This window comes from Micromonospora sp. BS32, from assembly GCF_059089345.1.
Genome location: NZ_JBSSHR010000034.1, coordinates 1 through 21732 on the forward strand (window position 1 = coordinate 1; position 21732 = coordinate 21732).

17 protein-coding genes and 1 riboswitch are annotated in these 21732 nt (G+C 73.9%); of the genes, 10 read left to right on the plus strand and 7 right to left on the minus strand.

Annotation, left to right across the window (positions count from 1 at the left end; genetic code table 11):
- Positions 1–297: 297 nt before the first annotated feature.
- A riboswitch (SAM riboswitch) is annotated at positions 298–434 on the plus strand.
- A gap of 10 nt (positions 435–444) precedes the next feature.
- Positions 445–1731, plus strand: a complete 1287-nt coding sequence (thrC, locus tag AC5RWQ_RS29335; RefSeq protein ID WP_494285845.1) for a threonine synthase — start codon at positions 445–447, stop codon at positions 1729–1731.
- A gap of 329 nt (positions 1732–2060) precedes the next feature.
- Positions 2061–3080, plus strand: coding sequence for a GNAT family N-acetyltransferase (locus AC5RWQ_RS29340; RefSeq protein WP_494285846.1), 1020 nt, complete (start codon positions 2061–2063; stop codon positions 3078–3080).
- A 9-nt stretch (positions 3081–3089) separates the two neighbouring features.
- Here the strand turns inward: AC5RWQ_RS29340 and AC5RWQ_RS29345 are convergent, their stop codons facing one another.
- Positions 3090–5276: a hypothetical protein gene (locus AC5RWQ_RS29345; protein ID WP_494285847.1), complete on the minus strand. Its 2187-nt coding sequence runs from the start codon at positions 5274–5276 to the stop codon at positions 3090–3092.
- A 173-nt stretch (positions 5277–5449) separates the two neighbouring features.
- On the opposite strand from AC5RWQ_RS29345, the gene paaN reads away from it, so the two are divergent.
- Positions 5450–7123: a phenylacetic acid degradation protein PaaN gene (paaN, locus tag AC5RWQ_RS29350; RefSeq protein WP_494285848.1), complete on the plus strand. Its 1674-nt coding sequence runs from the start codon at positions 5450–5452 to the stop codon at positions 7121–7123.
- Between the two features lie 96 nt (positions 7124–7219).
- On the opposite strand, the gene AC5RWQ_RS29355 is transcribed toward paaN, so the two are convergent.
- The gene (locus tag AC5RWQ_RS29355) at positions 7220–7750 is read right to left on the minus strand and encodes a GNAT family N-acetyltransferase (RefSeq protein ID WP_494285849.1); all 531 of its coding nucleotides are present in this window, start codon (positions 7748–7750) and stop codon (positions 7220–7222) included.
- Positions 7751–7965: 215 nt separating this feature from the next.
- Here AC5RWQ_RS29355 and AC5RWQ_RS29360 point away from each other — a divergent pair, with 215 nt between their 5' ends.
- The 3 genes from AC5RWQ_RS29360 (at position 7966) to groL (ending at position 11269) form a co-directional block, all read left to right on the plus strand.
- Positions 7966–8169 (plus strand): cold-shock protein, encoded by a 204-nt coding sequence (locus tag AC5RWQ_RS29360; RefSeq protein WP_334486837.1) that lies wholly within the window; start codon positions 7966–7968, stop codon positions 8167–8169.
- Between the two features lie 97 nt (positions 8170–8266).
- On the plus strand, positions 8267–9373 hold the full coding sequence (locus AC5RWQ_RS29365; protein ID WP_494285850.1) for a hypothetical protein: 1107 nt from the start codon (positions 8267–8269) through the stop codon (positions 9371–9373).
- Positions 9374–9646: 273 nt separating this feature from the next.
- Positions 9647–11269, plus strand: a complete 1623-nt coding sequence (gene groL / locus AC5RWQ_RS29370; protein ID WP_334486841.1) for a chaperonin GroEL — start codon at positions 9647–9649, stop codon at positions 11267–11269.
- 62 nt (positions 11270–11331) lie between these two features.
- On the opposite strand, the gene AC5RWQ_RS29375 is transcribed toward groL, so the two are convergent.
- From AC5RWQ_RS29375 to AC5RWQ_RS29385, 3 genes are all read right to left on the minus strand, one after another.
- A complete protein-coding gene (locus AC5RWQ_RS29375; RefSeq protein WP_334486844.1) occupies positions 11332–11541 on the minus strand; it encodes a hypothetical protein in 210 nt (69 codons plus the stop codon).
- A 97-nt stretch (positions 11542–11638) separates the two neighbouring features.
- The gene (locus AC5RWQ_RS29380; RefSeq protein ID WP_494285851.1) at positions 11639–12565 is read right to left on the minus strand and encodes a GNAT family N-acetyltransferase; all 927 of its coding nucleotides are present in this window, start codon (positions 12563–12565) and stop codon (positions 11639–11641) included.
- 46 nt (positions 12566–12611) lie between these two features.
- A complete protein-coding gene (locus AC5RWQ_RS29385) occupies positions 12612–15152 on the minus strand; it encodes a S8 family serine peptidase (protein ID WP_494285852.1) in 2541 nt (846 codons plus the stop codon).
- Between the two features lie 458 nt (positions 15153–15610).
- Between AC5RWQ_RS29385 and AC5RWQ_RS29390 the strand changes: the two genes are divergently transcribed.
- Positions 15611–17443: a glycerol-3-phosphate dehydrogenase/oxidase gene (locus AC5RWQ_RS29390; RefSeq protein WP_494285853.1), complete on the plus strand. Its 1833-nt coding sequence runs from the start codon at positions 15611–15613 to the stop codon at positions 17441–17443.
- Positions 17444–17711: 268 nt separating this feature from the next.
- Positions 17712–18056 carry a hypothetical protein gene (locus tag AC5RWQ_RS29395; RefSeq protein WP_334486853.1) on the plus strand — a complete coding sequence of 115 codons (345 nt, stop codon included), beginning with the start codon at positions 17712–17714 and terminating at the stop codon, positions 18054–18056.
- Between the two features lie 24 nt (positions 18057–18080).
- Here the strand turns inward: AC5RWQ_RS29395 and AC5RWQ_RS29400 are convergent, their stop codons facing one another.
- Positions 18081–19481 (minus strand): FAD-binding oxidoreductase, encoded by a 1401-nt coding sequence (locus AC5RWQ_RS29400; RefSeq protein ID WP_494285854.1) that lies wholly within the window; start codon positions 19479–19481, stop codon positions 18081–18083.
- A gap of 35 nt (positions 19482–19516) precedes the next feature.
- Here AC5RWQ_RS29400 and AC5RWQ_RS29405 point away from each other — a divergent pair, with 35 nt between their 5' ends.
- A complete protein-coding gene (locus AC5RWQ_RS29405) occupies positions 19517–19798 on the plus strand; it encodes a DUF4031 domain-containing protein (RefSeq protein WP_494285855.1) in 282 nt (93 codons plus the stop codon).
- On the opposite strand, the gene AC5RWQ_RS29410 is transcribed toward AC5RWQ_RS29405, so the two are convergent.
- Positions 19770–20405 carry an HD domain-containing protein gene (locus tag AC5RWQ_RS29410; protein WP_494285856.1) on the minus strand — a complete coding sequence of 212 codons (636 nt, stop codon included), beginning with the start codon at positions 20403–20405 and terminating at the stop codon, positions 19770–19772. The genes AC5RWQ_RS29405 and AC5RWQ_RS29410 overlap by 29 nt on opposite strands.
- Positions 20406–20497: 92 nt before the next feature.
- On the opposite strand from AC5RWQ_RS29410, the gene AC5RWQ_RS29415 reads away from it, so the two are divergent.
- On the plus strand, positions 20498–21730 hold the full coding sequence (locus tag AC5RWQ_RS29415) for an FUSC family protein (RefSeq protein WP_494285857.1): 1233 nt from the start codon (positions 20498–20500) through the stop codon (positions 21728–21730).
- Positions 21731–21732: the final 2 nt, after the last annotated feature.

Below are 21732 nucleotides of genomic sequence, written 5' to 3' on the forward strand. Positions count from 1 at the left end.
ACCTGCACACCCGCCCCCCCCCGGCCACCCCCGCCCGCCCCACCCCCGGTCGCGCCCCGGCGGCCGTCACCGACCCCCTCGCGGTGGTCCACCCGATCGCCACCACCGCCCCCTGACCCGCCCCGCGCCGCCCTCTCGAGCTGCGCACTTTCCCGGAAAGAGTGGCCCCCCGCGACGTGGAGGCCACTCTTTCCGGGAAAGGGGCGGATCTTGCCGGGTGGGAGGGGTGGTTCAGTGGGTGGGATACGGGGAGGGCTGGCGGGGTGGGTCGCCGTAGACTCGGCGGCACAACTGCATACCTCATCCAGAGGGGCTGAGGGATACGGCCCGACGACGCCCCGGCAACCACCCCGTACGACTCGACCCGGAGTCGACGTCGGGGCAGGTGCCAATTCCGTCCCCGCCGCACCGTGCGGTGCGGGGAAAGATGAGAGGACTCTCGACATGACGTCGACGCTTCCCGCCGCCGGCATCGACACCACCGCCAGCCCCGCCCGCGCCCTGGTCTGCCGCGCCTGTTCCGCTTCCTACCCCCTCGCCGCCCAGCACGCCTGTTACGAGTGCTTCGGCCCGCTGGAGGTCGAGTACGACGCCGCCGCGCTCGCCGCGGTGACCCGCGAGCAGATCGAGGCCGGCCCGCAGAACATCTGGCGGTACGCGGCCCTGCTCCCCGCCGGCCAGGACCCGGCGACCCGGGTCACCCTGGACCCGGGGCTGACTCCGCTGGTCGCCGCCCCGCAGCTCGCCGCCGAGCTGGGCATCACCGCGCCGCTCTGGGTCAAGGACGACAGTGCCAACCCGACCCACTCGTTCAAGGACCGGGTGGTCTCGGTGGCGCTCACCGCCGCCAGGGCGCTCGGCTTCACCCGCTTCGCCTGCGCCTCCACCGGCAACCTGGCCAACTCGGTCGCCGCCCACGCGGCCCGCGCCGGGACCCCCTCGGTGGTCTTCATCCCGGGTGACCTGGAGCAGGGCAAGGTGATCACCACCGCCGTCTACGGCGGCGAGCTGGTCGCCATCGACGGCTCGTACGACGACGTGAACCGGCTCTGCGGCGAGCTGGTGGAGACCGACGAGTTCGAGGACACCGCGTTCGTCAACGTGAACGTCCGGCCGTTCTACGCCGAGGGTTCCAAGACCCTGGGGTACGAGGTGGCCGAGCAGCTCGGCTGGCGGATCCCGGCCCAGGTGGTCATCCCGATGGCCTCCGGCGAGCTGCTCACCAAGATCGACAAGGCGTTCTCCGAGCTGGTCGAGATCGGGCTGGTCGCGGCGCCGGCCGGGGGTTGGAAGGTCTTCGGGGCCCAGTCGGCCGGCTGCAACCCGATCGCCACCGCCCTGCACGCCGAGAGCGACACCATCACCCCGGTCAAGCCCACCGGCATCGCCAAGTCCCTCAACATCGGCGACCCGGCCGCCGGCCTCTACGCCCTGGAGGCCGTCCGCCGTACCGGCGGTTGGATGGAGTACGTCGACGACGACGAGATCCGGGCGGGCATCCGGTTGCTGGCGCGTACCACCGGGGTGTTCGCGGAGACCGCCGGCGGGGTGACCGTGGCGGTGCTGCGCAAGCTGGTCGAGTCCGGCCGGCTCGACCCGGCGGCGGAGACGGTCGTCTTCAACACCGGCGAGGGGCTCAAGACCATCGACGCGGTCGCCGGTCAGGTCGGCCCGACCCACCGGATCAAGCCCTCCCTGCGCGCCGCCCGCGACGCCGGTCTCCTCTCCTGACCCCTGCCCGGTCGGCCCGCGCGTCGTTCCGGGCCGACCGGACGGGTGGCCGGGTGGGGGAGGGGCGAATCGCCCGGAAGGGGGACCGGGCCGATCCGCCGGGTAACTGGCATTTCGCTGTGAGTGCGGAAAACCCGCCGACAAGGACTTGACGACAGGAACCGGACGGCGCAAGATGCTCCGTGCGGGAGGGCGTTCCGCCGGAGACTTTTGAAGTTCTTACGACCCAACGCCGGAGGCGTTGTGCGGTCGTCCCTCCCGACCAACCTCGGACGGGGCCAGCGGAAAACCGCTGGCCCCGTCGCCGTTCCCGGGGCAGGCTCGCCGGCATGGGCATCGAGATAACGCCGATCGATCCGGCCGACCAGGCCGCGGTCGACGAGGCGTACCGGATCGGCGCGGCGGCCAACGAAGCGGACGTCCCCGACTTTCCGCCGCTGTGCCGGCAGCGCTTCGAGGCGTCGATCCGTCACCCGATGCCGGGCAACGCTCCGCGCTGGGTGCTGGCCCGGCTGAACGGCGTGCCGGCTGGCTATCTCTGCCTCGACCTGCCGCAACTCGACAACACCGACAACGCCACCGCCGACCTCGTGGTGCACCCGGCATGCCGGCGGCAGGGGGTCGGCCGGGCCCTGCACGAGCACGGCCTCCGGCTGCTGCGTGACCTGGGGCGCAAGCGGGTGCTCGGGATGGCGATGTCGGCGCTGCCGGGTGGACCGGCCCGGCCCGCCGCCGGCGCCGCCTTCGCCACCGCCGTCGGGGCGCGCCCCGCGCTGGTCGAGGTGCGCCGGCGGCTCGACGTCACCCGGCTCGACCTGCCCGGCCTCGACGCCATGCTGGCCGAGGCCCGCCCCCGGGCCATCGGCTACCGCCCGGTGCGCTGGCGGCAGCACGCCCCCGAGGAGTACCTGGCAGACGTGGCCTACCTCGACGGCCGGCTCATGACGGACGCGCCCCTCGGCGACGTGGAGTGGGAGCCGGAGAAGATCGACGCCGAGCGGGTCCGGGCCACCGAACGCGCGCTGGACGCCCGGGGCCGGCGCCGCTACCACCACGGCCTGCTGCACGAGGCCTCCGGCCGGCTGGTCGCCTGGACCCTGCTGGACGTCACCCCGAGCAGCCCGTGGCACGCGTTTCAGCAGATCACCATCGTCGACCCGGCGCACCGAGGGCGCCGCCTCGGCCTGATCGCCAAGATCGAGAATCTCCGGTACGCGCGAGCGCACGAGCCGGAGCTGTCCGCCGTCGACACCTGGAACGCGGCAGAGAACGCCCACATGATCGAGATCAACGAGCGGCTCGGCTTCCGCCCGGTGGACGCCTGGACCGACTGGCAGCTGACGCTCTGACTCGGCCGGCTACCGGGCCAGCCGGTCGGCCAGCTCCCGGACGGCCCGGTAGAAGTCGTCGTCCGGGGTGAACCGGTGTCCGCGGATCGGCGGCGGGACGGTGTCGCCGGGCGGGATGGACAGGCCCGTCGGGTCGCGTACCCGCCGGTCGACCCGGCCGGCGGGGTCGTCGGGGTCGCCCGGATCCGGGCCGAAGGCGTACCCGCCGATCGGGTCGGTGAGCCGCCACAGGTTGATCCACCGCCAGTCGAGCCCGTCGCCCACCACGCGCAGCACCGCCGGGCTGAAGTACCTCGGGAAGGCCCGGGCGTAGAGCCGGCCGAGCGGGGTGGCGTAGGTCAGCAGCGCGACCCGCTCCCGGTAGGCGGCGGGGAGTTGCAGGACCGTCGCGACGGCCAGCACGCTGCCGTGGCTCTGCCCGGAGAGCACCACACCACCGTCGGCGGTCAGGCGGACGATCCGGCGGGTCAGGTCCGGCACCGCGCGCTCGGCGTAGCACGGGGCGCCGAAGGGGTGCGCCGCGCGGGGCCAGAACGTCGCCAGCTCCCAGAGCACACCGACCAGCCGGACGGCGCCCGACCGGTAGGCGAACAGTCCGGCCCCGGCGACGAAGAGCACGAACAGGCCGATGAGCAGACCGCCCAGGTCCGTCACGAAGATCACTGGCCGGGCCAGGGACGGCCCGCCGAGCCGTGCGGCCACCGCCCCCGGCCCCTGGTGCAGCACCGCCAGCCCGGCCGCGCCGAGGGTGAACACCGCCAGCACGGCGTAGCCGGCCGGCAGCAGCGGGCCGAGCCGGTCGGCGAGCATTGCCCGGGCCACCACGTCGCGGACGGCGCGTACCCGCTCCCGGGGCACCCCGGACGCCTCGGGGAAGTCCCGCCGGACGGCCTCATCGGCCACCCGTCGCCGCCGGGACCGGTGGTACCGGCTGCCGAGCAGGGCCACCACAGCCATCACCACCAGCGCCGCCGAGAAGCCGAGGGTGGACCAGCGGTAGGCGACCGGTGGGGAGAGCGGCGGCGCCCCGGGTGGCAGCGGCCGGGCCGGAGTCGGGCTGGAGCCGCGGTCCAGGTACTCGGCGATGCCGTAGCTCAGCGCCGACGAGTAGGCCACGGCCAGGCCGATGGCGGCGGAGACGATGACCGGCGCGCCGAGACCGCGCAGCAGCACCCCGTCCCGCCACCCGTGTCGCTGGAGCAGGATGACGCCGCCGAGGGCCAGGAGCAGCGCCATCTGGCCGGCGAACACTCCGGCCACCAGCACGTCGTACCCGGGCATGCCGCCCTCGGCGGACCAGGGCGGGCGGGGGGCGGCCGCGTACCCGACGGTGAGGCCGGTCAGCGCGATGCTGCCCCAGCGGAGCTGGCCGGTCACCGTGCGGGCCCGGCGGGCCACGCCGCGTCGGTCGAGCCGCGGCAGGCAGAGCGCCGCCATGCTGGCCGCGAGCACGGCGCTGACCGCGGCGAGCAGCGCGTACCCGGCGGGCGACCGGTCGTGCGGGACGAGGACGAGGAGCAATGCGAGGTCGATCGTGGTCAGGGCGACCGCGACGTGCAGCGACCGCAACCGGCTCAGCACGGCCCGGTTGTCCCAGAAGGCCGGGGTGTCCAGGCGATCCGCGCCGATGCCCTGCGGCACTGACGACGTGTCCTCCGGCAGCTGCCAGGTGCGGCCGCTCAGCCGCCAGACCAGGGCTACGGCGAGCAGCGGCAGCAGCGAGAGCAGGGCCAGGCGCTGCCCGGGCGGCACCCCGCCGAGCCACGAGATCTCCCGGCGGCCCTCGAGGCAGCGCGGGTACGCCGCGCACTGCCAGGCGATCAGGTCCAGGGCCACGCCCACCGTCGACAGGACGTACATCGCGGTCACGGTCGCCGAGAGCAGTCGGCACAGCGCCCGGCCGACCGGGGTGGCGCGGCAGCCCGGCGGCAGCATCCAGATGGCGATGTTCGCCAGCATGAAGGGCAGGAGCAGAACCAGCGAGAAGGTACGGGTGGCGGTGCCGCCGGTGAGCCCGCTCCAGCGGTACGCCTCGAGCGTGCTCCCGCCCGGACCGTCCGGATCCCCGAAGCCGGGGCGGACCCGGTAGAAGCCGGCGTCGCGGTCACCCGCCACCCGGCTCACGATCGGCCGGTCCAGCACGGCCTCCGGGCCCTTGTCGGCGACCCCGTGCACCCGGATCTCGGTGGTTCGCACCCGCCGCCGTCCTCTCCTGTCGCCGGCCGCGCGGTTACCCCTCCCTGGTCGGGTCAATCCACTCGGAGAGCCGCATCGGTGCCCGGGCCGTCACCGATCCGACATCCCGGGCAACGGTCGACGAACGGATCGACCCTTACGACCTTCTTCGCGGCTGTTGCATGATGGCGGGCATGACGGAGACCCCGCACCCCCTGTACGACAGGCACGCCGACACCCTGAACCGTGCGCTGACCGCGATCACGGAGCGGGGGTACTGGTCCGCCTACCCCGAGTCCCCCAGCCCCCGGGTGTACGGCGAGAACGCCGCCGCCGACGGCAAGGCCGCGTTCGAGGCGTACCTGAACGGCGACTTCCCGCTCGACCAGCCGGGCGACGGCGACACGGTCGCCACCGAGACCAGCCCGTTCGGCGTGGAGCTGAACGTGCGCTACCCGCACGCCGCCGCCGACCAGCTGGTGGGCGCCGCCACGGTCGCGCTGCCGGCCTGGCGCGCCGCCGGCCCACAGGCCCGAGCAGGGGTCTGCCTGGAGATCCTGGACCGGCTGCACAAGCACATCTTCGAGCTGGCCAACGCGGTGCAGTTCACCAGCGGCCAGGCCTTCGTGATGGCCTTCCAGGCCGGCGGCGCGCACGCGCTGGACCGCGCGCTGGAGGCCGTCGCCTACGCGTACGCGGAGATGACCCGGCACCCGGGGACGGCCGGCTGGGAGAAGGCCGCCGGCAAGGGTGACCCGCTGCGGATGACGAAGACGTTCCACGTGGTGCCCCGCGGGGTCGCCCTGGTGATCGGCTGCAACACCTTCCCGACCTGGAACTCGTACCCCGGCCTGTTCGCCTCGCTGGTCACCGGCAACCCGGTAATCGTGAAGCCGCACCCGCGCGCGGTGCTGCCGCTGGCGATCACCGTGAAGTACGCCCGGGAGGTGCTGGCCGAGGCCGGCTTCGACCCGAACCTGGTGCTGCTCGCCTCCGAGGCGTCGGGGGAGAAGCTCGCCTCGACGCTGGCCCTGCACCCGGCCGTGAAGATCGTCGACTTCACCGGCTCCACCGAGTACGGCGACTGGCTGGAGGAGAACGCCCGGCAGGCGTCGGTCTACACCGAGAAGGCCGGCCTGAACACCGTCGTCATCGACTCCACCGACGACTTCGCCGGGATGTGCCGCAACCTCGGCTTCACGCTGACCCTCTACAGCGGCCAGATGTGCACCACCTCGCAGAACATCCTCATCCCCGCCGGCGGCATCGAGACCGACCAGGGCCACAAGAGCTTCGACGAGGTGGCCGGCGGGATCGCCGCCGCGGTCGGCAAGCTCACCGCGGACCCGGCCCGGGGCGTCGAGCTGACCGGCGCGATCGTCAACGACGGGGTGCTGGAGCGCCTCGACGAGGTCACCAAGGTCGGCGAACCGGTGCTGGAGTCGCGTACCGTCGCGCACCCGGCGCTGCCCGGCGCGGTGGTGCGGACGCCGACCATCGTGAAGCTGGCGGCGGACGACACCACGACCTACGGCAAGGAGTGGTTCGGGCCGATCTCGTTCGCCATCGCCACCGACTCCACCGCGCACAGCCTGGAGATCATGCGCTCCACGGTCGGGGAGAAGGGCGCGCTGACCGCTGGGGTCTACTCCACGGACGAGGCGGTGCTCGACGCCGTCGAGGCCGCCGCGGTCGAGGTGGGCGTGCACCTGTCCTGCAACCTGACCGGTGGCGTCTTCGTGAACCAGTCGGCGGCGTTCTCGGACTTCCACGGCAGCGGCGCCAACCCGGCCGCCAACGCCGCGCTCACCGACGGCGCGTACGTGGCGAACCGGTTCCGGATCGTGCAGAGCCGCCGGCACGCCTGAGGTTGCTGTCGGGGTTTCCGGGGCAGGCCTGCCCCGGAAACCCCGGCGGGGTGCGCCGCGACGGGGCGGCTCAGGTCGATCCGGTGGTGAGATCAATCAGGCGGGGCGGCGCATCTGGAGTTCGCGCATGGCCGGCACGGTGGGGTGCGGGACGCGTACCCCGGTGTCGGTGAAGCCGAGCTTCTGGTAGGCGCGGTACGCCCGGTCGTTGCCGACCACGACCTCGAGCATCAGCTCGGGGCGGCCGCAGGCGCGTGACCAGGCGCCGACGGCGTCGATCAGCGTGCCGAGCAGCCCGCTGCCGCGCCAGGACGGGGTCACGTAGACGGCGTAGACGACGGTCAGCCCCGGTTCGTCCGGGGTCACCGTGCCCCCCGCGTGCCCGACCAACCGGCCGCCGGGGTCGGCGACGAACTGGGCGGTCCGGCCGCCCTCGGCGACCTGGGCGATGCGGGCCGCGTACTCCGCGTGCGGGCGGGCGGCGGCCTGAGCGACCGTCTCCAGGAAGGCGAGCGGCGCGTCGGCCAGCATCTCCAGCCGCAGCGCGCGCATCAGGGCGGCGTCCTGCGGACGGACCCGGCGGACGCTGGCCGTCCGGGCGTCCGGTGGGGCCGGGACAGATGTCATGTCCGCATGCATACCGCAACGACGGCGGCCGATGGCTCGAACGGTGCACGGAGCGCCAGAATGTACCGATTTGTGGTCGTGCGGCGTCGTCACTCCTCGTGTAGCGTGCGATTTCGGTCACCCGATTCAGCGGTCGTCGCCGATCGCCGGAACGGTGGTCCTCCGGTGCCGTCCCCGTCGGTGCCGGAACGCCGTGCAGAGTGAGGAAGTGCACCGTGGCACAGGGCACTGTGAAGTGGTTCAACGCGGAAAAGGGTTACGGCTTCATCGCCGTCGACGGCGGCCAGGACGTCTTCGTCCACTTCTCCGCCATCGAGATGGACGGCTACAAGGCGCTGGACGACGGTCAGCGGGTGGAGTTCGACGTCGCCCAGGGCCAGAAGGGGCCGCAGGCCGAGCGGGTCCGCGTCATCGCCTGACCCGCGCCGCATGCCGGCCCCCGACACGGGGCAGCGCCGCCCGCCGCCGCCAGGGAAGATCATGAGCCGTTCCAGGCGTCATCGCTGAGGAGGCTCCATGTCCGACCAGTCCCCGCCGGGTCCGCCGGATCCCCACAACCCGTGGGCCGCACCCGGCCAACCGGTCCCCGGCGAGCCACCGACCGGCGCCTTCCCGTCCGGCCAGCCCTATCCCGGCCAGCCCTATCCCGGCCAGCCCTATCCCGGCCAGCCCTGGCCGCAGCCGCAGGGTTGGGTCTTCCCGCCGACCGGCGGCTTCCCGCCCGGGGCCGGCCCGTACGCCGGCTTCCCGCCGGGTCAGCAGCCCTACGGCTGGCCGGCCGCGACCGGTCACGACCCGAACGACCCGCTGGTCAACCCGCCGTACGCCGGAGTCAACGGCTGGTTCGCGCGCTGCACCGGTGCGCTGCGGCGGGGCTGGCGGATCCTGCTGCCGCTGATGCTGCTCACCCAGGCGGTTCCCGGCGCGGTCTTCTCGCTGCTCTCCCTCGGCCTGGGCCCGTCCGACGAGTCTGTGGCCGCCGACGGCTCGCTGCCCGACGGCTACCTGACCGACGTCGCCGTCTTCGGCGGCGCGGTGCTGGTCGCCGTCCTGCTCGTCGGCTTCGTGCAGAGCCTCGGCTGGGCCGGCGGCACCTGGGTGGTCGCCCGGCAGGCGGCGGGCGAGCCGGCCGACCTGGCCGGCGCGCTCCGCTACGGCCTGCGCCGGGCGCTCGGGCTGTGGGGCTGGACCCTGGCGGTCACCGTGCTGATCACGGTCGGGTTCTGCTTCTGCCTGCTGCCCGGCGTCTACCTGGCCTTCGCGCTCGCCCTGACCGGCCCGGTCTACCTCTTCGAACGGGAGTCCCCGATCGGTCGGTCCTTCCGCTTCTTCCACGACCGGCTCGGCATGGTGCTCGGCCGGGTCGCGCTGGTCGCGGTGGCGGTGATCCTGGGCAGCGCGGTCGGCGGGGTGCTGGAGTCGTTCGGCACCCTGCCGTTCGGCACCGATCCGCTGGCGTCGCCCGGCTCGGCCGTCGGCGCGGTGCTGGTGGTCGTGCTGAGCGCGGTGGTGGTGGTTCCGGTCTACCTGGTGCAGCTGGTCGGGCTGGTGGTCACGTACGCCGAGCAGCGCGGCCACGAGGCCCCGGTGAACGCCGCGCGACTGGCCGCGGAACTCGGCTGACCGGCCCCATCGTGCTTGCACTCGGCAGGTGAGAGTGCTAAACAAGTCATTGGCACTCGCATACCGTGAGTGCCAATGGTCGGGACGGTGGGGCCAAGGTTCCAGCGGCGTTGGAGACGCCGGTGGGGCACATGGCCGGTCGTCGCGGGCTATCCGGCCCGGCCGAAGGACGTCGTCGTCGCCAGGTGGCGACGTCCCAAGGTGCGTACACCAGGCGGCCCATCCGGGACTCACACTCGGGTGGCCCGTGAGTGTCCAGGAGGACAACGCCGTATGGCCAAGATGATCGCGTTCGACGAAGAGGCGCGCCGCGGCCTCGAGCGGGGCATGAACCAGCTCGCCGACGCCGTAAAGGTGACCCTCGGCCCCAAGGGCCGCAACGTCGTGCTCGAGAAGAAGTGGGGTGCCCCCACCATCACCAACGATGGTGTGAGCATCGCCAAGGAGATCGAGCTCGAGGACCCGTACGAGAAGATCGGCGCTGAGCTGGTCAAGGAGGTCGCCAAGAAGACCGACGACGTTGCCGGTGACGGCACGACGACGGCGACCGTCCTGGCCCAGGCCCTGGTTCGCGAGGGCCTGCGCAACGTGGCCGCCGGCGCCAACCCGATGGCCCTGAAGCGGGGCATCGAGGCCGCCGTGGCCAGCGTCTCGGAGGAGCTGTCCAAGCTCGCCAAGGACGTGGAGACCAAGGAGCAGATCGCCTCCACCGCCTCCATCTCGGCCGGTGACAGCACCGTCGGCGAGATCATCGCCGAGGCGATGGACAAGGTCGGCAAGGAAGGCGTCATCACCGTCGAGGAGAGCAACACCTTCGGCCTGGAGCTTGAGCTCACCGAGGGTATGCGCTTCGACAAGGGCTACATCTCCGCGTACTTCATGACCGACCCGGAGCGCATGGAGGCCGTCTTCGACGACCCCTACCTCCTGATCGTCAACAGCAAGATCTCGTCGGTCAAGGACCTGCTCCCGATCCTGGAGAAGGTCATGCAGTCGGGCAAGCCGCTGCTGATCATCTCCGAGGACATCGAGGGCGAGGCCCTGGCCACCCTGGTCGTCAACAAGGTCCGGGGCACCTTCAAGTCGGTCGCCGTCAAGGCGCCGGGCTTCGGTGACCGCCGCAAGGCCATGCTGGCCGACATCGCCATCCTCACCGGTGGCCAGGTCATCAGCGAGGAGGTCGGCCTCAAGCTGGACGCCGTCGGCCTCGACATGCTGGGCCGCGCCCGCAAGGTCGTGGTGACCAAGGACGAGACCACCATCGTCGACGGTGCCGGCGACGCCGAGCAGATCCAGGGCCGGGTCAACCAGATCCGGGCCGAGATCGACAAGAGCGACTCCGACTACGACCGCGAGAAGCTGCAGGAGCGGCTGGCCAAGCTGGCCGGCGGCGTCGCGGTGATCAAGGTCGGCGCGGCCACCGAGGTCGAGCTCAAGGAGCGCAAGCACCGCATCGAGGACGCCGTCCGCAACGCGAAGGCCGCCGTCGAGGAGGGCATCGTCCCGGGTGGTGGCGTCGCGCTGGTGCAGGCCGGCAAGACCGCCTTCGACAAGCTGGACCTGGTCGGCGACGAGGCGACCGGTGCCAACATCGTCAAGGTCGCGCTGGACGCCCCGCTGCGGCAGATCGCCGTGAACGCCGGCCTCGAGGGCGGCGTCGTGGTGGAGAAGGTCCGTAACCTCGAAGCGGGTTACGGCCTCAACGCCGCCAACGGCGAGTACGTCGACCTGCTGGCCGCGGGCATCATCGACCCGGCCAAGGTGACCCGCTCGGCGCTGCAGAACGCCTCGTCGATCGCGGCGCTCTTCCTCACCACCGAGGCCGTCGTGGCGGACAAGCCGGAGAAGACCCCGGCCGCCCCGGCTGGCCCGGGTGGCGGGGACATGGACTTCTGAGTCCAGTTCCACCAGTACGCCGGAAGGGGCGGGCCGCGCGAGCGGTCCGCCCCTTTCCGCGTCTACCGGGGCAGCGGGCGTTGGTTGCGTCGTTTCGCCGCCCGGTCGTACGGCGGGCGGACCGGGACCGGCTCGTCGACCACGGTCACCGGTTCGTCGGCGTCTGGTTCGTCGGCTCCGGACATCTCCGCCAGCTGCTCGGCGTCGCCGTAGTCCCGCCGGTCGAACGGCACCGCGGCGGGCCGTTCGGTCTGCTCGTCGTCCGTGGTCATGGCCGCCTCCTCTACCGAAACGGTAGGGGGCATCGATCATCCGTGCGGGCAAATGGCGTTATCCGGGTCTATGTACCATTTGCCCGCCGTCGATAGGTCAGAGCGTTCGGCGGTACAGGAAGAAGACCCGCTCGATCCGCGCGCCCGCGCTGCCCGAGTAGAACGGCACCGGCCCCACCCAGCCGATCTGCGCCGCGGCGACCCCGGCGTCCCGCTGGTCGGCCAGGCAGCGGCGTAGCAGCACCCCGCCGATGCCCGATCCCTCGGCCGTGGGCGCCGTGCCCATCGGCCCGAACCAGCTCGGCCGCGACGACCCCCAGGCGGCGAAGCCGAGCAGCTCCCCGTCCCGCTCCGCCAGGTGGCAGCCGGCGCCCTCCCGGCCCACCGAGCCGGCCAGCTCGGCGTGCCAGAGGCCGCCGAAGGTGGACCGGGCGAACTCCGCCAGCGCCGGCAGGTCCGCCGGCTCCGCCCGGCGGACCACCACCCCCTGACCGGCCAGCCGCCGCTCCGCCGGCTCCGTCGTGCGCAGTGCCGGCGATCCGTCGTACGACAGGTCGGCGGTCATGTTCCACGCCGTGCTCTCCTGTCGGTAGCCGAGCGCCATGGCGAGGCAGACCGCCGGGGTGTACCGCACGTCGATACCGGGCCAGGCGTAGTACGGCGGGTTGCCGGCGAGCAGCACCTCGGCCGCGCCGAGCTCGGCGAGCCGCCGCTCCGCCCCGGCCAGCAGCGCCCGCCCGACGCTCCGGCGCCGCCGGGCCGGGTCCACCGCCAGCAGGTCCACGTGCCCGACCCGCGGGTCCCGCGCCGAGAGCGACCCGATCAGCACCCCGACCAGCTCGTCCCCCGCGTACGCCCCGGAGGCGACCACCGTCCGGTCGGCCGCGGCCCGGGTCCAGAGGGTGTCCACCACGGCGTCCGCCTCGCCGGCGTCCTCGGGCAGGTCCAGGGCGCGCCGGCAGAGCGCCACCACGGCGTGGACCCGGTCGGCGGGCAGGTCGGCGAGGGTGAAGTCGGGCTCCATGGTCGCCGACCCTAGATCAACCACCACCGGTCGGCGCAAGACCCGGTCAGCCCCGGGCCGCCCGTACCGCCGCGTACGCGTCCACCAGTCCCGCCCCGGTGATCGCCGCGTTCCCGCCACAGGTGTCGACCGGGTTCCGCGACCGGTAGGTCGGCTGCACCGGGGTCGCCGTCTCCCGCAGGATCCGCCGGGTCCGGTCCAGGTCGCCCACCAGCGCGGGATTGGCCGACCACATCAGCGCCACCACGCCCGCCACCTGGGGGGTGGCCATCGAGGTGCCGTCCAGCGTGGCGTACCCGCCGCCCGGCATCGCGGAGAGCACGTCCGCGCCCGGGGCGACCAGGTCCGGTTTCCCCGCGCCGCCCGGCGCCGGCCCCCGGCTGGAGAAGTCCGTGACCTGCCGACGCTGGTCCACGGCCCCGACGGTCAGCACGTCGGCGTACGGTGCCGGCGGGTCGACGATCGACCCGCAGTACGGCCCGGTGTTGCCGGCCGCCGCGACCACCAGGATGCCGGCGGCATCCAGCGCGGCGGTGGCCGGGCGCAGCGCACCGGCGTCGCAGCCCTCCAGCGGCGGGCAGCCCCACGAGTTGGTCAGCACGTCCGGCGCCCGCTCGGGGCGACCGTCGGTGAACGGGTCGCCGCCGGCGGGGAAGGGGGCCAGCATGAACTGGAGGCAGTCGAGATAGTGCCCCGGACTGCCCAGGTTCCGGTCCAGGTTGACGCAGCCCACCCAGCGGGCGCCGGGGGCCACCCCGATCCCGCCCCGGCCGACCGCGCTGCCCGTCGTGTGGGTGCCGTGTCCACCCTGGTCGGTCGGGCCGCGGGTGCCGTCCCACGGGTCGTACCAGGAGTCGTCGCCGCCCCGGAAGCCGGCGGCGAGCGCCGGATGCGCACCGTCCACCCCGGAATCCGAACTGCCCACGACCACGCCCGAGCCGGTGACCCCGAGTTCGGACCAGACCCGGTCCGCGCCGATCATCCGGACGTTCCAGGTCGGTCCGCCGGGCGCCGGCAGGTCACCGCGGGTGGTGGGCGCGGCCTCCGGCAGCGGCCGGACCCGCTGGCTGAGCAGCACCCGGGCCACCTCGGGACGCCCGGCCAGCCAGGCCCGCACCGCCGGACCGCCGTCGGTCTCGATCGCGTTGACCAGGTAGTACGGCGTGGGGTGCAGGCCGAGCCGGGACAGGTCTCGGCGCAGCCCGCCCTGGGTGCGCCCGGCGGTCGCCACCAGCCGGCGGTAGACCTCGGCGGCCCGGGCGTCGCGTCCGGCCCGGCCCGGGGTCCCGGCGGGGATGCCGGCGAGGTCCGCCTGCTCGCGGAGCACCACCAGCAGCCGCTCGCCGTGCAGGCCGGGCTGGCCGGGACCGAGGTCGACCACCCCGACCGCGACGAGCAGGACGCCCGCGGCCAGCGCGGCGACCCGGCGGCTCGGGGTGCGCCCGCGCCGGCGGGCCAGCAGGACGCCGTACCCGATGGCGAGCAGGACCGCGACGGCGAGCCCGACGCCGGCGGTGACCGCCACCCAGTACGGCACGTCCCGGTCGGCGATCAGGACGACGGAGATCTCCTCGGGATCGGCGAAGGCCAGCGGCCCGAAGAGCGCCAGCCCGACCAGCCAACGAACCGGAGCGGCCCCGGCCGGTGTGCCGCCGCGTCGGGCCGCCACCTGGAGCGCGCCGAGCGCGAACCCGACCGGCGGCAGGACGAACAGCGCGGGCAACTGCGCGCCGGACTGCCCGGTGCCGGCGGCGAGCAGCAGCAGGACGACCCCGCCGACCAGGCCGCCGACCAGCGTCAGCCGGGCCGGGTGAGCCGGCCGTCCCCGTCCCGCCACCGGGGACGGCTGCGGCGGTCCGGCGGCCACCCCTGGTCCGGCAGCCCTCTCCGGCTCGTCGCCCGCGAAGCAGGACCAGAACCGGTCGTTCAGCAGTACACCGGCCAGCAACCCGACGGCGGCGGCCGCGAGCGCGGCGAGCGCGGTCTCCAGCAGACCGCCCAGCGCCCCGAGCCAGGCCCAGGGGACCAGCAGCGTCAGGCCCGCGGCCACCGCCAGCAACGTCGTCGGTGTCCAACTCCACTTCTTCGGCCCCGTCTTCCGGCCCGCAGCGGCGATCGTGGACCCGGCGGCGATCGTGGACTCGGCGTCGGTTCGCGGGAGGACGCGGGCCGCGGCCATGGCGAGCAGGACGGCGGTTCCGGCCAGCGCGGCCAGATAGAGCTCGTGGTGGGCTGCCGGAAGTGCCCGCAGGCAGGTGAGCACGCCGAGCGCGAGCACGCCGGCGAGCCAGCCACGGCCGGTGGCCCGGACGGCGGCCGACCGGGGCAGCAGGGCAACCAGGAGGGCGGGCAGGCCGACCAACGCGGTGGTGGTCAGCGCCAGCACCGGCCAGAGCCACACCCACCGGTCGAGTCCGCTCTCGGTCTGCACCTGTTCGACCACCCACCCGGTGGCCTGGAGCAGGGCGGTGACCGGCACGGTCCAGACGCCGAGGAAAGACGCTGCCACCACCGGCCACGGGCCTGGAGGACGGGCGGCTCCGGGCGGGAGGGGGTGATTCGACGGAGGGGGTGGGTAGGCCCGCATCCGGAAACCCTACGACGCTGTTGTGGGCCCGGTGCGCTGGCCGGGCCCGCGCGCCAGCCGGTCGATTCATCCGCCGAACTCCCGAGCCGGGTGGCCGGCCACCAGGCTCACGCCGGGTAGTCATCTGCGCTGAATCCGCCCGACCCTCCCCTCGGCTTTGCTCTGCTGCCCTCCCGGCAACACTCACTGCCGGTAGCTGTTGCGTAGGGGGCAGCAGAGCAAAGGGAGCGGAGGAGCGACGGGGGTGTCGGCGGGGAAGGCGGAGGACGAACTGCTCAACCGCGTTCGAGGGCGGTGATGATGCTGCTGCCGGGGGTCCTCGGACCCCCGGAAAGGTCACTGAGAGTGGCCGATGTCCGAGGTTCGGCCCGCTTACTCGGGGTGACCGGCCGGAGGTGTGCCGAGTCTGACCCGGCCAGGGCCTGCTGTGCGACGCCCCGGACAGTTACCGTGGACGGGTGCGTGACCCCAACGTATCCCGATCCGCCGCCGGCCAGCTCTCCCCGGAGCGTCGGGCCGCCGACCTGCGCCGGCTGCGCGCCGAGCGGTTCGACGTCCTGGTCATCGGCGGTGGAGTGACCGGGGCGGGGGCCGCGCTGGACGCCGCCTCCCGCGGGCTCAAGGTGGCCCTGGTCGAGGCTCGCGACTTCGCCGCCGGTACGTCCAGCCGGTCCAGCAAGCTGATCCACGGCGGCCTGCGCTACCTGGAGCAGTTGGAGTTCCACCTCGTCCACGAGGCGCTCACCGAGCGTGGCCTGCTCGCCACCCGGCTCGCCCCGCACCTCGTCCGGCCGGTCCCGTTCCTGGTTCCGCTCCCCACCAACGACGGGCTGCGCGACCTGCCGGCCCGGCTGTTCCGCCGCTCCTACTACGGCGCCGGGGTGGCCGCCTACGACGCCTTCGCCGGGCTCTTCGGCGGCGGCCGGGGCATGCCGCTGCACCGGCACCTGACCCGCGAGGGCGCCCGCCGGACCTTCCCCAGCCTCAAGGCCGAGGGCCTGGCCGGCGCGATCCGCTACTACGACGGCCAGGTGGACGACGCCCGGCTGGTGACGACCCTGGCCCGCACCGCGGCCAGCCTCGGCGCGACCGTGGTGACCAGCGCCCGGGCCGTCGGCCTGATCCGGCAGGCCCGCGAGGTCACCGGGGTCCGGGTCCGCGACCTGGAGGCGCGCCCCGGCTCGCCGGACGCGGAGTTCGAGGTGAGCGCCCGCACCGTCATCGCCGCCACCGGCGTGTGGAGCGACGACATGTCGCGGATGCTCAACGACGTCGGGCTGCGCCCCGGCATCCGGGTCCGGGCCTCCAAGGGCGTGCACCTGGTCGTGCCCCGCTCGGCGATCACCGGCGAGACCGGGCTGATCCTGCGTACCGCCACCAGCGTGCTCTTCGTCATCCCGTGGGGCGGGCACTGGATCATCGGCACCACCGACACCGACTGGCGGCTGGACCGGTCCCACCCGTCCGCCTCCGCGCGGGACATCCAGTACCTGCTGGACCAGGTCAACGCGGTGCTCGACCGGCCGCTCTCCACCGCCGACATCGAGGGCGTCTACGCCGGGCTGCGCCCGCTGCTGGCCGGCGAGGCCGACTCCACCTCCAAGCTCTCCCGGGAGCACGCGGTCTTCGAGCCGATGCTCGGGCTGCTGCTGGTCGCCGGCGGCAAGTACACGACGTACCGGGTGATGGCCTCGGACGTGGTGGACCAGGCGGCCCGCCGGCTCGGCGGCGCCCGCCCCTCGCGCACCGCCGACCTGCCGCTGCTCGGTGCCGACGGGTACGCCGCGATGTGGCGGGACCGGGCCGACCTGGCCCGCCGGCACGGGGTGCCGGTCGGGGTGGTCGAACACCTGCTGGAGCGGTACGGCACGCTCACCGTGGAACTGCTGGCGCTGATCGACGCCGATCCGCTGCTCGCCTCCCCGCTGGCCGGCGCCCCGGAGTACCTCGCCGCCGAGGTGACGTACGCGGCCCGCGCCGAGGGGGCGCTGCACCTGGAGGACGTGCTGACCCGGCGTACCCGGATCTCCTTCGAGACCACCCACCGCGGCCTGGAATCGGCCGGGCACACCGCGGAGCTGATGGGCGCGGTGCTCGGCTGGGACGCGGCCACCCGGGAGCGGGAGGTCGCCCACTACCGGGCGCGGGTGGAGGCGGAACGTGAGTCGCAGCTGATGCCCGACGACGCCACCGCCGACGCGGCCCGGCTCGGCGCGCCGGATGTCCGTGGCTTCGCCGCCGACCGGGGCGTCGACGACGACAGCGTTGAACTGCCCACCTCGTCCCGCTGACCGACCCCTAGTGCGGTTCCGCCCACCCCTGGTGGTCCAGTCGGCTGGTTCCGAGCGCTACCTACGGTGGGGTAGGTTGCGGCGCGTGGTTCCCACTAAGTGGTCACGCACGTTGGCCCTCACCGTCGTCGCCGTCCTGATTTCCACAGTCACCGGTTGCGCGGTGTTCGGCTCCGACGACGCCGGATCCACAGCGGAGCGTCCCGGCGGGGGCGCGACCGGGACCGCGGGCGGTTCGGCCGGTACGAGCGCGGGTCGGGTCAGTCTGGTGCAGAAGCTCGGCCAGGACGGACCACTCCGGTCGCTCAACGTGGAGCCCGACGGCCGGTGGGAGTGCGACGACTGCGCGGGTGACGGCGTGACGTCAACCGGCGCGCTGGACGACGAGCAGGTCGCCCGCCTCCAGGGGCTGCTCGCCGACCCGCGGCTGGCCAAGGAGACCGACCAGGCCCGCCAGTACCGGGTGAGCTGCATCGACGCCCTCACGTCCAGCCTGCTCACCTCGGCCGGCCTGATCACCTCGCAGGACTGCCCGGGCGAGGAGCGACCGCCGGTGGCCAACGAGATCCTGCTGCTGCTCACCCAGGCCACCCCGGCCGAGCCGGCGGCCTGACCGCCCCCGGGCACCCGGCCCGGCTCAGAACACCTTGCCCGGGTTGAACAGTCCCGCCGGGTCCAGCGCCGCCTTGATCGACTGGTGTACCCGGATCCCGACCGGCCCGATCTCGCGGGCCAGCCAGTCCCGCTTGAGCAGCCCGACCCCGTGCTCTCCGGTGCAGGTGCCGCCGAGGTCGAGGCCCAGCCGCATGATCTCGTCGAATGCCCGCCGGCCCCGCTCGAGGCTCGCCGGGTCGGCCCGGTCGACCACGATGTTGGGGTGCATGTTGCCGTCCCCGGCGTGCCCGACCACGCCGATCGGCACGTCGCACTCCTCGGCGATCCGGGCCACCCCGTCCAGCAGCGCGGCCAGCGACCCGCGCGGCACCGCCACGTCGTCGATGACCAGGCCGCCGTTGCCGCCGGGGAAGGCCTCGGCGGCGAACTTCTCCATCGCCGGATGAGCCAGCCGGCGGGCCTGGAGCAGTGCCGCCGCCTCGACCGCGTCGGTGGCCGCGTACACCTCCTCGGCGCCGGCCGCGTCGCACACCTCGGCGATCCGGGCCAGGTCGTCCGCCGCCCGGGCGCCGGTGTCGGCGGCGGCCAGCAGCAACGCCTGCGCGTCGGTACGCAGCCCCATCGGCCGGTACGCCTCGATCGCCCGCAGGTGGGTGCGGTCCAGCAGCTCCAGCAGGCTGGGGGTGAGCCCCTTCGCCGCGATGTCGGCCACCGCCGCGCCGGCCTCGGCGGTGGAGCCGAAGACCGCCACCATGGTGAGGGACTCCTCCGGGGCAGGGCGCAGCGACACGGTCACCTCGGTGATCACCCCGAGGGTGCCCTCGGAGCCCACGAAGAGCCGGGTCAGGTCGTAACCGGCGACGCCCTTGGCGGTGCGCCGGCCGGTGCGCAGCACCTCGCCGGAGGCGAGCACCACCTCCAGGCCGAGCACGTACTCGGTGGTCACCCCGTACTTGACGCAGCACATGCCGCCGGCGTTGGTGGAGACGTTGCCGCCGATGGTGGACGACTCCCAGGAGCCCGGGTCCGGCGGGTAGTACAGGCCGTGCCTGCGGACCGCTCCGGCCAGCGTCGCGTTGACCACGCCGGGCTGCACCACCGCGATCCGGCTCACCGGGTCGATCTCCCGGATCTCGTCCATCGCCACGGTGCTCAGCACGACCGCGCCGTCGACCGCGTTGGCCGCACCGGCCAGCCCGGTCCGCGCGCCCTGCGGCACCACGGGTACGCCGTGCCGGGCCGCCGCCCGGACCACGGCGACCACCCCCTCGGTGTCGCGCGGACGGACCACCACCAGCGGGACGCCGGCCGCGCAGAGGTCGGCCTCGTCGCGCTGGTGCACGCGGAGCAGGTCCGGGTCGGTGAGGACGGCGTCGTCGCCGAGCGCGGCCCGCAGGTCGTCGAGGAGGGGGGTTCCGGCCATGCGGGAGAGGCTAACCGGCGGCTAGATTGGCCGCCATGCTGTACGTGGACCGGCCCGCCTGGCCGTGGCGGGGGCGGCTCTGGTCCCATCTGATCAGCGACGTCTCCCACGCCGAGCTGCACGCCTTCGCCGAGGCGCTCGGTGCCCCCCGCCGCGCCTTCGACCGGGACCACTACGACATCCCGGCCGAACGGTTCCCGTCGGCGGTCTGGCTCGGCGCCCGGGTCGTGCCCAGCCGGGAGATCGTCCGCCTGCTGCGCGACTCGGGTCTGCGCCGGCCCAAGCACCTCAGCGCAGGGCGGCCAGTTCGCGGGTGAGGTTGGCGCGGGCGCGGGGTTCCCACTCCCGGGCCAGCGGGGGCAGCCGGTAGAGCGCGGGCAGGGCCAGCAGGGACGCCAGCACCCGGGCCCGGCCGCCCCGGAAGTCCGGCTCGGCCACGTGGGCGTACTCCTGGCGGATGGCGGTGCCGTACGCGTCGTACTCCGGTGGCGGCGCGGCCAGGACGGCGAGGTCGGCGTCGCAGAGCAGCGCGCCGTCGGGGTCGCCGGCGGCGACCGCGTGCCCGGCGGTGAGCAGCACCAGCCGGCGGACCTCGGCCACCGCGGCGGCCGGCGTCCCGAGCCGGGTCAGCAGCGCACCGGCCAGTTCGGCGCTGTCCCGCTCGTTGGCGTCCCCGGCGGCCCTCGGGTCGTAGACCGCGTCGTGGCACCAGGCCGCCAGCCGGACCAGCTCCGGCCGCGGGGCCAGCCCGGCGTACGCGTCGACCACGTCCAGCACGGCGGTCAGGTGGTCGACGGTGTGGTAACGCCGGTGCGGCTCCCGCCACCGGGCCAGCAGCTCCGCGCCGGCGGCCGTCAGCGCCGTCCCGTCGGTCGCCCCGACCTTCCGCGCCGCGGCCCGCCAGCGGTCGATCAACTCCGTCACCCCGTCGAGTCTGCCCGAGTCCCGAGGATTCACCCCCGCCGGTCCGGGTAGTCCCCGCCATGGCCGTGGCCCGGGACCGACGACCGTCGTTGATGCGGCGTGTCGTCCTGCGCGACGGCGCGGGTGACGTCGACTCCGCCCGGATCGCCGAGGCGATGGAGGAGTTGCGGCACAAGAGCACGGCCACCCTGCACGACCGGCTGCACCGGGTCCGGACGGCGCTGGGGCTGGCCGTGCAGGCCGGGTTGGCCGCCGCGCTGTCCTGGATCGTGTCGCACGAGTTCCTGCACAATCCGCAGCCGGTCTTCGCGCCGATCTCCGCGGTCGGCACCCTGGCCGCCTCGGTCGGCCAGCGGCTGCGCCGGACGGTCGAGCTGATCATCGGGGTGGCGGTCGGGGTGGCCCTCGGCGACGGGCTGATCTATCTGCTCGGCACCGGCGGTTGGCAGCTCGGCCTGGTGGTGACGGCGGCGATCCTGCTGACCATCTTCTTCGGCGCCAGCGTGGCCATCGTGATCCAGGCGGCGGCCACCGCGGTGCTGATCGTCACGCTCAGCCCGTCAACCCAGAACCTCGAACTGCCCCGCTTCGTCGACGCCTTCATCGGCGGCGGGATCGCGCTGCTGGTGACGGCGATCCTGCTCCCGCTCAACCCGCTGCGGGTGATCAACCGGGCGGCCCGGCCGGCGCTGGACCTGCTCGCCGTCCAGCTCGACGTGACCGCCGAGGCGCTGCGCAACCGGGACCGCCGCAGCGCCCAACAGGCGCTGGAACGGCTCCGCGAGAACAAGGAGGAGCTGGCCACCTTCAGCGAGGCGATCGAGGGTGCGAAGGAGACCGCCACCCTTTCCCCGGCCCGCTGGCACCGGCGCAGCGAGCTCACCCACTACGCGGAGGCGGCCGAGCCGATCGACCGGGCGATGCGCAACAGTGGCACCCTGATCCGGCGCTCGGTCACCATGATCGAGGACGAGGAGCCGATCCCCGAGCCGATGCCCGACGCGGTGGCCCACCTGGCGGAGGCGGTCCGGCTGCTGCGGCACGAGTTCGCCGTCGGCGAGGAGCCGGAGAAGGCGCGGGAGCGCTCGCTGCGCGCGGTCAGCGAGGCCGGCCGGGCGTACGGGCAGGGGGTCGGCTTCTCCGGCAGCGTGGTGATCGCCCAGGTGAGGACCACCGCCAGCGACCTGATGGTGGCCTCCGGCATCGAGCAGGAGGAGGCGAACCGGCTGGTCCGCCAGTCCTTCGGCAACCAGGAGCCGGCCCCGAGCGGCCAGGCCGAGCAGGCCGCCGCCCCGAAGCCGCCCACCGCCCCACCGGTGGGCTGATC